10 protein-coding genes and 1 pseudogene are annotated in these 8,322 nt (G+C 68.2%); 5 read left to right on the top strand and 6 right to left on the bottom strand.

Annotated features, from left to right (window positions below):
* The 6 genes from CCN51_RS09580 to CCN51_RS09555 all read right to left on the bottom strand — a co-directional run.
* Positions 1–926, bottom strand: a 926-nt coding sequence (locus tag CCN51_RS09580) for an SDR family NAD(P)-dependent oxidoreductase (RefSeq protein WP_086859442.1), incomplete at its 3' end; no start/stop codon positions are given.
* 106 nt (positions 927–1,032) lie between these two features.
* Positions 1,033–1,530, bottom strand: a complete 498-nt coding sequence (locus CCN51_RS09575; protein ID WP_014181887.1) for a zinc-binding dehydrogenase — start codon at positions 1,528–1,530, stop codon at positions 1,033–1,035.
* On the bottom strand, positions 1,527–1,784 hold the full coding sequence (locus tag CCN51_RS09570; RefSeq protein ID WP_014181886.1) for a nuclear transport factor 2 family protein: 258 nt from the start codon (positions 1,782–1,784) through the stop codon (positions 1,527–1,529). Before CCN51_RS09570 ends, CCN51_RS09575 begins: the two co-directional genes overlap by 4 nt.
* A 55-nt stretch (positions 1,785–1,839) precedes the next feature.
* Entirely contained in the window at positions 1,840–2,670 is an 831-nt protein-coding gene (locus tag CCN51_RS09565) for an LLM class flavin-dependent oxidoreductase (protein WP_014181885.1), read from the bottom strand.
* Positions 2,671–3,150: 480 nt separating this feature from the next.
* Complete coding sequence (locus CCN51_RS57135; RefSeq protein ID WP_238545740.1) at positions 3,151–3,288, bottom strand: hypothetical protein; 138 nt, start codon at positions 3,286–3,288, stop codon at positions 3,151–3,153.
* 286 nt (positions 3,289–3,574) lie between these two features.
* Positions 3,575–4,780: an MFS transporter gene (locus CCN51_RS09555; RefSeq protein WP_158104655.1), complete on the bottom strand. Its 1,206-nt coding sequence runs from the start codon at positions 4,778–4,780 to the stop codon at positions 3,575–3,577.
* 144 nt (positions 4,781–4,924) lie between these two features.
* Here CCN51_RS09555 and CCN51_RS09550 point away from each other — a divergent pair, with 144 nt between their 5' ends.
* From CCN51_RS09550 to CCN51_RS59885, 5 genes and pseudogenes are all read left to right on the top strand, one after another.
* A complete protein-coding gene (locus tag CCN51_RS09550; RefSeq protein WP_043488205.1) occupies positions 4,925–5,461 on the top strand; it encodes a TetR/AcrR family transcriptional regulator in 537 nt (178 codons plus the stop codon).
* 206 nt (positions 5,462–5,667) lie between these two features.
* Positions 5,668–6,921, top strand: coding sequence for an alkene reductase (locus CCN51_RS09545; RefSeq protein WP_014181880.1), 1,254 nt, complete (start codon positions 5,668–5,670; stop codon positions 6,919–6,921).
* Positions 6,918–7,748 carry a D-2-hydroxyacid dehydrogenase family protein gene (locus CCN51_RS57130; RefSeq protein ID WP_014181879.1) on the top strand — a complete coding sequence of 277 codons (831 nt, stop codon included), beginning with the start codon at positions 6,918–6,920 and terminating at the stop codon, positions 7,746–7,748. The genes CCN51_RS09545 and CCN51_RS57130 overlap by 4 nt, the downstream gene beginning before the upstream one ends.
* A gap of 69 nt (positions 7,749–7,817) precedes the next feature.
* Positions 7,818–8,006 (top strand): annotated as a pseudogene (locus CCN51_RS59890) (IS3 family transposase); the annotation flags it as partial.
* Positions 8,001–8,273, top strand: coding sequence for an IS3 family transposase (locus tag CCN51_RS59885; protein WP_405385150.1), 273 nt, complete (start codon positions 8,001–8,003; stop codon positions 8,271–8,273). The pseudogene CCN51_RS59890 and the gene CCN51_RS59885, both read left to right, overlap by 6 nt.
* Positions 8,274–8,322: the final 49 nt, after the last annotated feature.

The following is an 8,322-nucleotide window of genomic DNA, read 5'->3' as shown; positions in this document are numbered from 1 at the left end:
GCGTACGGGGCTACGCCGCCGGGGGAGGTCCCCACGGCTTCGGGCGTCAGCTTCTCCGCTTCGTTGTTGTCCTCGAAGTAGCGGCCGCCGATGCCCTCCAGCTGGGGGGAGGTCGCGACCAGCACGCTCGTCGCGGCGCCCTGGGCGATCGTCTTGAACCGGAACGGCGCGCCCTGGATCGAGCCGAGTTCCCCGGCCGCCTCGGCGGCGCGCAGCTGTGCGGCCTGGTCGGGATCCATGTAGCGCGACAGGTTTGTCGACATGATCACGCCGGGGTGGACGGCGTTGGCAGTGATCCCGTCGGCTGCCCAGCGGCTGGTCGCTCCGACCGCGAAGAGAACGTTGGCGGTCTTGGACTGCCCGTAGGCGAGCCACGGGTCGTAGGGGCGGGAGGTGAAGTTGATGTCGTCGAACTCGACGGACGAGGCGTGGTGGCCTCGGGAGCTCAGCGACACGATCCGCGCGTTGCCGGCCGCCGCGAGCGCGTCGCGGAGGCCGAGCGCGAGCGCGAAGTGGCCCAGATGGTTGGAGGCGAACTGCAGTTCCCAGCCGTCCGGTGTGCGCTCGAGCGTGGGCAGTGCCATCACACCGGCGTTGTTGACGAGAATGTGCAGGGGCCCGGTCCAGGCGCTCGTGAAGGCGGTGACCGACGCCCTGTCGGCCAGGTCGAGCCGGCCGACCTGGACGGTGTCGTTCCCGGTCGCCTTGCGGATCTCGGCCGCGGTGCGCTCGCCGGCGTCCGTGTTGCGGACCGCGAGGGTGACCGAGGCGCCGGCACTGGCGAAGGCGCGCGCGGTCTCGGCGCCGAGACCTGAGGAGGCGCCGGTGACGACTGCGTGCTTGCCGGTGAGGTCGACGCCTTCGATGACCTCGGCGGCCGTCGACTCTTCTCCGAAGGGGGTGTGGATGCGATGGGTGGTTGTCATGACCTCAAGTCCTAGTCAGTGGTCGGTTGTTTTTCCCCACCTGAACAGGTGAGGGAGTCGGTCCGGCGAACCGGTGCGGGTGCGCCGGGAGTCAGGGGCAGAAGGCTCAAGCCTGGTGCTCGAGTTCGAGGACGAGCTTGCCGGTGTTCTTGCCGGTGAACAGGCGTCTGAGCGTGGCCGGGAACGTCTCGATGTCGCCGTGCACCGTGTCCTCGAGGCTCGTCAGCTGACCGTCGGCGAGCCAGTGCGACATCTGCGCCATGGCCTCGGGATACCGGTCGGCGAATACGGGAACGGCGACGCCCGCCATGGAGGCGCTCCGGTACAGCAGGGTCAGGTAGTTGCTCGGTCCCACGGCCGCATCGGCGTTGTTGTACTGGGAGATCGCGCCGCTGAGGACGACTCGTGCGCCGCGGGCGAGGCGGGTGAGTGCCTGGTTGAGGATGTCTCCGCCGATGTTGTCGAAGAACACGTCGACGTATCGGGGGGTGCGGTGGCGCAGTTGGTCGAGAAAGTCGTCCCGCTTGTAGTCGATGGCGGCGCTGAACCCGAGCCGATCGACGAGCATGCGCGTCTTCTCGGGGCCGCCCGCGATCCCGATCACGTGCGCGCCTTTGATCCTCGCGATCTGACCGGCGGTGCTTCGCCCTCGGCGACCGCGAGCTGGTTGTCGTAGCGCAGGGTGGCCGGCAGGGCGCGGATCAAGTTGAACAGACCCTCCCGCCTAGGCGGGATGCGCCGACTTTGCTGAAGGTAGTCCTCGGACCAGAACTCCTGCGCGGCCTCGTAGTCGCGCTTGCCGAAGAGTGTGTCGAAGGCCGTCAGAACGAGTTCTTTGTTCTGCGCGGGTGTGGACATGCCGTGCTCCAGAGGATGGTTGTCATGGGTGCTTCGGACGTCGTCACGTGTGCGGCTACGCGCTTTTCGCGGTGACGCCGGTGAGGTCGGCGAGGCGGCGCCACTGGGCGAGCGGAGGGCTCTCGCCTCCCTCACCGGTGATGAGCTGCAGGGCCAGGTGGTCGGCGCCGGCGGTGTGGAACTCGGTCAGGCGGCCGCTGATCGTGTCGTCGAGGCCCCAGGCCACCAGGGCGTCGACCAGGCGGTCGCTGCCGCCGCCGGTGAAGTCTTCGTCGGTGAAGCCGAGGCGTTCGAAGTTCGTGGTGTAGTTGGGCAGCCGGAGGTACAGGTCGAGGAAGTCACGTGCGATGGCGCGTGCCCGGACGCGGTCGTTTTCCAGGACCACGGTGACCACGGGAGCCAGGAGCGGTCCGTCGCCCAGGACCTCCCGGGCCTGCTCGATGTATTCGGGGGTGACCATGGCGGGGTGGGCGCCGGCGGCCCGGTCGCGGGCGAGACGCAGCATCTTCGGTCCGAGCGCCGCCAGGGCCGCTGGTAGTTCTGGGGCCAGCTGAGCGTGGCTTGCGCCCAGGCCCAGGAGGAACCGGCCGGGGTGGGCATCCTCCAGCTCGGCTCGCTGCCGGGCCACCGTGTCGGCGTTCTCGTGCCAGATCTTGAGGATGCCGGTGGCCAGGGCGATGCGTTCGGTGGACTCGGCCAGCGCGGCGGCGTGGTGCACACTGCTGTTGCCCCCGAGCCAGATCGCGCCGAAGCCGAGGTCTTCCAGCTCGGCCGCCGCGTGGCGCCGCCGGTCTTGAAGTGCCGGGTCTTCGGAGCGCAGTTCGTGGCTGAAGATTCCGAAGCGGCCCAGGGACTGCTGCGGTGCGGGGCGAGGTGCGGAGTGCATCGTTTGTTCCTCACTAGGATGAATGCGTTATTCGTGCTGCGGATGTGTGGCGTGGGTCTTTCTTGGCCCGGAGGGGTGTCATGCCGTGCCGCTGGGCCGGTCGGGCCACTGCTGACGCGGCTCGGCTGAGAGCCTGGAATCCGGCCTCGCCCTCGGCGCCGGCGAGCCTGGCCGCTCTCCTCGGCGTAGGGGGCGCGAGGGGCGCAAGGGATCGGCAGCGTGACGTCGGATGCGCGCGGTGGATGTCATGATCTCAAGTCCTAGTCACTTATCGGCGGTGTTTCCCTCACCTGAATAGGTGAGCGGCCCCGATCGTCCGGTCGGCCGATGCACGATCACTGCGCGCGTCGGGCGCGGACGAGCTCGCCGGTGTTCTTGTCGTGAACATTCGTCTGAGCACGGCCGGGAACGTTTCGCGGCAAGCAGTCACTTGGGCCACGACCGCGTCTGCGTTGCCGTACTGCGTGATTGCGCCGTTGATCACGACTCTCGCACGGCTTGGCTGAGCGCCTGGTATTCAGCGTCGCCGAGGGCGATCCGGGCGGCCTGAGGGTTCTCCTCGACGTGGGACACGCGGGAGGTGCCGGGGATGGGCAGCATGACGGGGGAGCGGCGCAGCAGCCAGGCCAGGGCGAGCCGGGAAGGGCTCGCGCCGTATGTCCTCGCCGGCTTCTTCGGGATCCTTCGGCGGTCCCCAGACGCCTGGTCCGGTCAGCTGCATCGCTCCGTATCCGAGCCGGTTGACCGGCAGGTCACCGCCGATTCGGAAGACTCCGGAGGCGTCGGCGGGACGCTGGCCTTCCTGTGTCATGGTGTGCCTCTCGCTGTCGGATGGTTGTCCGAGGAGGTAGGGGTCGTACAGTCGCTGGTGCGCATCGGTGATCGCCGGTGAGCGATTCGTCGGTCAGCGACGGGTGTGCATGCGGTACTGCGCGAGCAGTCCGAGTGCGGCGGCCGCGATGACGACGACGCCGTAGCCGAGGACGGTGTGCAGCAGCCCGAGCGGGGCGATCAGGAGGCCTGCGATGATCGCCGGCACTCCGAAGCTCAGGTAGGCGACCAGGTAGACGGCCGCGAAGAGCCCGGCCCTCTGGTGGGGTTGGGCGAGGGGAGTGATGGTGCGCAGGGCTCCGGAGAAGGAGGCGCCGAAGCCCACACCACCGATGAGGCCCCCCAGCCACAGCAGCGGGAGTGTCGCAGTGGCGACTCCGGTCATGTTGACCGCGGTGCCCAGCAGCACGCCCGCACCGCCGACGAAGATGGTGCGGCGCGGTGCGAGGCGGCCGAGAGAGAGGCCGGCCACGGCGGCGGCCGCGGGTTGGACGAAGGCCGTGGCGCCGTTCAGGAGACCGCTGTGCAGGCCCAGCAGGTCGCGGATGATGGTGGGGACGAGCCCCATGAACAGTCCGGCCAGCATCCAGGCGGCCATGTGTACGGGGATGCTCGCCACGAATTCACGGCGCGCGGCCCCGGGGACGGAAACGTGTGGTGTCAGGGAGCGCACCGCTCCCGGGCGGGGAGATACCGTCTCGGCTGAGAACGCGACGACACCCGTACCGACGGCCATGATCACCGCGAGGGCCGTGAACACGATGACGCTCGCGTGGTTGCTGAACTGGACCGCGGCGCCGGTCAGCAGGGCACCCAGGCCCAGCCCGCCGGCCGGAGCGACGCTGGTGATGATCGTCCCCAGTTTCTTGCGGTGCTGCGGGGCGTGCTCCACGACCGAGGCAGAGAAGGCGCTGGTCGCCGCGCCGGTGGCGATGCCCTGAATGGTGCGGGCCGCGATCACCCAGCCGATGTCGGAGGCGAAGACGAACATGAGCATCGCCCCGAGTTCCACCGCGAGGGATCCGATCAGGACGGGTCGGCGTCCGATGTGGTCGGACAGGGAACCGGCGACCAACAGGGCTGCCAGCAGGCCCAGCGCGTAGGACGCGAAGGCGACCGTCAGCACCCAGGCCGGGAAGCGCCACTGCTGCTCGAAGACGACCAGCAGCGGCGTGGGCGCGCCCGCGGCCACATAGAGCGCCGCGAACACGGCACCGGATCCGGCGAACGCGGTGGAAGGAGCAAGCAGCCTCCGGGCCCGGGCAGGCTCGGTGGTCACAGGGACCGGGACCGGGCTGCGGTCGCGTGTTGATTCGATGACGCGGAACACCTCGAAGCCCCCTAAGGCAAGGATCTGTGCGTTACAGGCAGAGTAGACCCGGAGGGGGGTTATTGCCAAGCTGTGTGCCTTACTGTGGGGTGCATGACTGCAGAATCGACCCCGCGACGCCGTACCGGCGGCCGCAGTGCCGCTGTGCTCGCGTCCATCAGGAAGGCCGTCGAGGAGCTGATCGCCGAAGGGGGCAGCGACGCCATCACCATCCCGATGGTCGCGGAGCGCGCCGGGGTGAATCACTCCAGCATCTACCGGCGGTGGGGCGATGCCCGGACCATGATCAACGACCTGGCGACCTACCGGTTGGACCCTGGGCGCGGCCTTCCTGACACCGGTGATGTGCGGGTCGACCTGGCCGCGTGGGCGCGGGAGTTGGTCAGTCACTACAGCATCCCCGTGAACGCGGCCATCCTCCGGGGAGGGGCCGCCGCGGCGGGGGAGAGCGAGTCCGATTGTCTGCGTGACAGGCGGGCGGAGGCGGCCGCCTTTGCGGCCCGGTCCGGCGGCGCCTTCAGCGGTGACGATGTCATCGACCGGGTGGTGGCCCCGATCATCTACCGCGTGATCTTCCTGCCCTGGACCTTGTCCGAGATCGACGCGCACGCCTACGTGGACGAACTCTGAGGTCGGACCTCTGGCATCCCCCTTGCCTGCCATTCGCGCTTGATGCGCAGAATTTTGCGTTAAGGGGGATCCCTGCTAAGCTCGCCCTAAGGCGCAGATCTGTGCATTAGTTGATCTGCGTGGCAGGGCGGCTGCTGTCGCCCCGGAATGTGACCCGGCACCCTTCCCGGGGCCTGCTGGGCTTCGCCCTTCATCAGGAGACTCACATGACGAGTTCGACGCAGCCTCTGCTCCAGCCGTACCAGATGCGGGACCTCACGCTGGCGAACCGCATGGTCATGGCCCCGTTGACGCGGGCCCGCGCCCGCAACCGCGACCTGCTGCCCGGTGACCTTCATGCCCACTACTACGCTCAGCGCGCATCGGCCGGCCTGATCATCTCCGAGGGCATGTGGATCAGCCGTGACGCGATCGGCTGGCACGACGTTCCGGGGCTGTTCACCGACGAGCAGGTCGCTCGCTGGAAGCAGGTGACGGACGCGGTCCACCGTGCGAGAGGCGTCATCTTCGCCCAGCTCTGGCACACCGGGTCCGCCTCGCACCCCGACTTCTTCGACGGCCGGCCGCCTCTCGCGCCCTCGGCGGTCGACCCGGGGCTGCTGGCGCCCACATCGACGGGCCGCAAGCCCACCGTGGAGCCCTTGGCGATGTCGGAACACGACATCCGGCAGGCGGTAGCCGACTTCGCGACGGCCGCCCGCAACGCCATGCACGCCGGATTCGACGGGGTACAGCTCCAGGCGGGCTTCAACTACCTGATCAGCCAGTTCCTGAACCCCCGCACCAACGTGCGCACGGACCGGTACGGCGGCTCGATCGAGAACCGCGCCCGCTTCCTCTTCGAAGTCGTCGAGGCCGTCGGTGCCCACGTCGACCTGCGCCGTGTCGGTGTGAAGGCCGGACCCGCCTGGGCCGAGAGAGGGGCGTTCGTCTCCGGAAGCGAAGCTCTGGCCGACAGTGAGTACGTACTCGGACGACTCAACGACTACAACCTCTCGCACCTGCTGCTCATGGGGATGATGGCCGACCCCGCCGCGGGGCCGCTCGCGGACCTGTCCGGCGACGAGATGTTCCGGCACTTCCGCAAGGTCTACCAGGGCACCGTCATCGCGAACGTCGGATTCGACCAGCACCGGGGAAACGCGATTCTGGCCGACGGCCTGGCGGATCTGGTCGCCTACGGACAGGCCTTCATCGCCAACCCGGATCTGCCCGCCCGGTTCGCCGCCCACGCGCCCCTCAACGAACCGAAGCAGGACCTCTTTTACGGCCCGGACGCCGCCGGCTACACCGACTACCCGCGACTCGAGAGGTGGTCGGAGATGGCCGCGCCGGCGGCCCGCCGTCCGGCCGCCACCGCGAGGAAACTGGCGGGTCGGCGGCGGAAGCGGAGTGCTGACACGGTTCCGCCCGGTAACCATGAAGGCACGCCGATCACGAGAGCCGGTGAGCAGACATGAAGGTCGCACTACTCGACGACTACCAGAACGTCGCCCTGAGCCTGGCAGACTGGGAATCCCTGCACGCTCAAGTGGACGTCTACAGCGAGCCGTTCAGCGATGAGGCGGAAGTCATCGCGGCGCTGGCCGACTACGACGTCATCGTGGCGATGCGCGAGCGGACGCCGTTTCCGAGTTCGACACTGGGCCGCCTGCCCAAACTTGCTCTGCTCGTCACCACAGGCCCCGGCAACGCCGCGATCGATGTCGATGCTGCCCAGCGACTGAACATCACCGTCAGCGGCACGGGGTACTTCTCCCACCCTACGGCCGAACTGACATGGGGACTGATCCTCTCAGCAGCCCGCCTGATCCCCCAGAACGTCGAGTCGGTACGCTGCGGCGGCTGGCAGGTGGGCCTGGGAATGAGCCTGCACCACGCCACTCTGGGAGTCCTGGGCCTGGGACGGCTGGGCACCCGTGTGGCAGAGATCGGCAAAGCCTTCGGCATGCAGACCATCGCCTGGAGCCAGAATCTCCGGCCGGAAGACGCTCGGGCCAAGGGCGTGACCTACGTTTCGCGCGACGAGTTGTTCGCCCGCTCAGACGTGCTGAGCATCCACGTCGTGCTCAGCGAGCGGACGCGCGGGCTCGTCGGCGAACGTGAACTGCGCCTGATGAAGCCCACCTCGATCCTGGTCAATACATCACGCGGGCCCGTGATTGACGAAGCCGCACTCCTGGACGCGCTGAACGACGAGAGGATCGCAGGCGCGGCACTGGACGTCTTCGATCGCGAACCGCTGCCTGCCGACCACCCCCTGCGCTCCGTGCACAACGCCGTGTGACCCCGCACATCGGATACGTCAGCCGGGACCTGTACGAGGTGTTCTACCGGGAGGCGGACCTTCTCCCGCCGGGTGGTGGCCTGGGAGACCTCCGCCCACGCGGACGCCGACCTGGTCCTGACCTCGCTGGAATACGCTCTGGCGAGCCGCGAGGTCGCTCCTGGCCGACTCGTCCACCATGCCGACCACGGCTGCCAATATACGTCCATCAAGCTCACAACACGCCTGGTCAGGGCCGGAATCCAGGCGTCGATGGGCTCAGTCGGGGACTCGTTCGACAACGCCCTGGCGGAGAACCTGTGGATACTGATCAAGACCGAGGGCATCCGCGGCCGCGTCTTCGCCACCAGGGCCGAGGCGAACCTCACGCTCTTCGAGTACATCGATGGCTTTTACAACCCACGCCGCATCCAGAAACGGCTCGGCTACCTCAGCCCCATCGAGTTCGAGGAGAAGCACTACGCCAACCAGGCAACGGCCGAACCAGTGAACCTAAAACCACGTCAACCCGCCCTGACCAGCTAGTCAGCACCTCCCGCCCAGCGGGGGAACCTCAGGGGAAGACAGGTCAGGG

This window comes from Streptomyces milbemycinicus (assembly GCF_002154605.1).
GTDB lineage: Bacteria > Actinomycetota > Actinomycetes > Streptomycetales > Streptomycetaceae > Streptomyces > Streptomyces milbemycinicus.
Note: the sequence above shows the minus strand (reverse complement) of the source record. Positions and strands in the feature narration are given on the sequence as shown.

What these genes read in the sequence shown, in the direction of transcription:
- CCN51_RS09570 (WP_014181886.1), bottom strand. Translation starts at nt 1,784, where the DNA reads ATGTCCACACCCGCGCAGAACAAAGAACTCGTTCTGACGGCCTTCGAC.
- CCN51_RS09565 (WP_014181885.1), bottom strand. Translation starts at nt 2,670, where the DNA reads ATGCACTCCGCACCTCGCCCCGCACCGCAGCAGTCCCTGGGCCGCTTC.
- CCN51_RS09550 (WP_043488205.1), top strand. Translation starts at nt 4,925, where the DNA reads ATGACTGCAGAATCGACCCCGCGACGCCGTACCGGCGGCCGCAGTGCC.
- CCN51_RS09545 (WP_014181880.1), top strand. Translation starts at nt 5,668, where the DNA reads ATGACGAGTTCGACGCAGCCTCTGCTCCAGCCGTACCAGATGCGGGAC.
- CCN51_RS57130 (WP_014181879.1), top strand. Translation starts at nt 6,918, where the DNA reads ATGAAGGTCGCACTACTCGACGACTACCAGAACGTCGCCCTGAGCCTG.
- CCN51_RS59885 (WP_405385150.1), top strand. Translation starts at nt 8,001, where the DNA reads ATGGGCTCAGTCGGGGACTCGTTCGACAACGCCCTGGCGGAGAACCTG.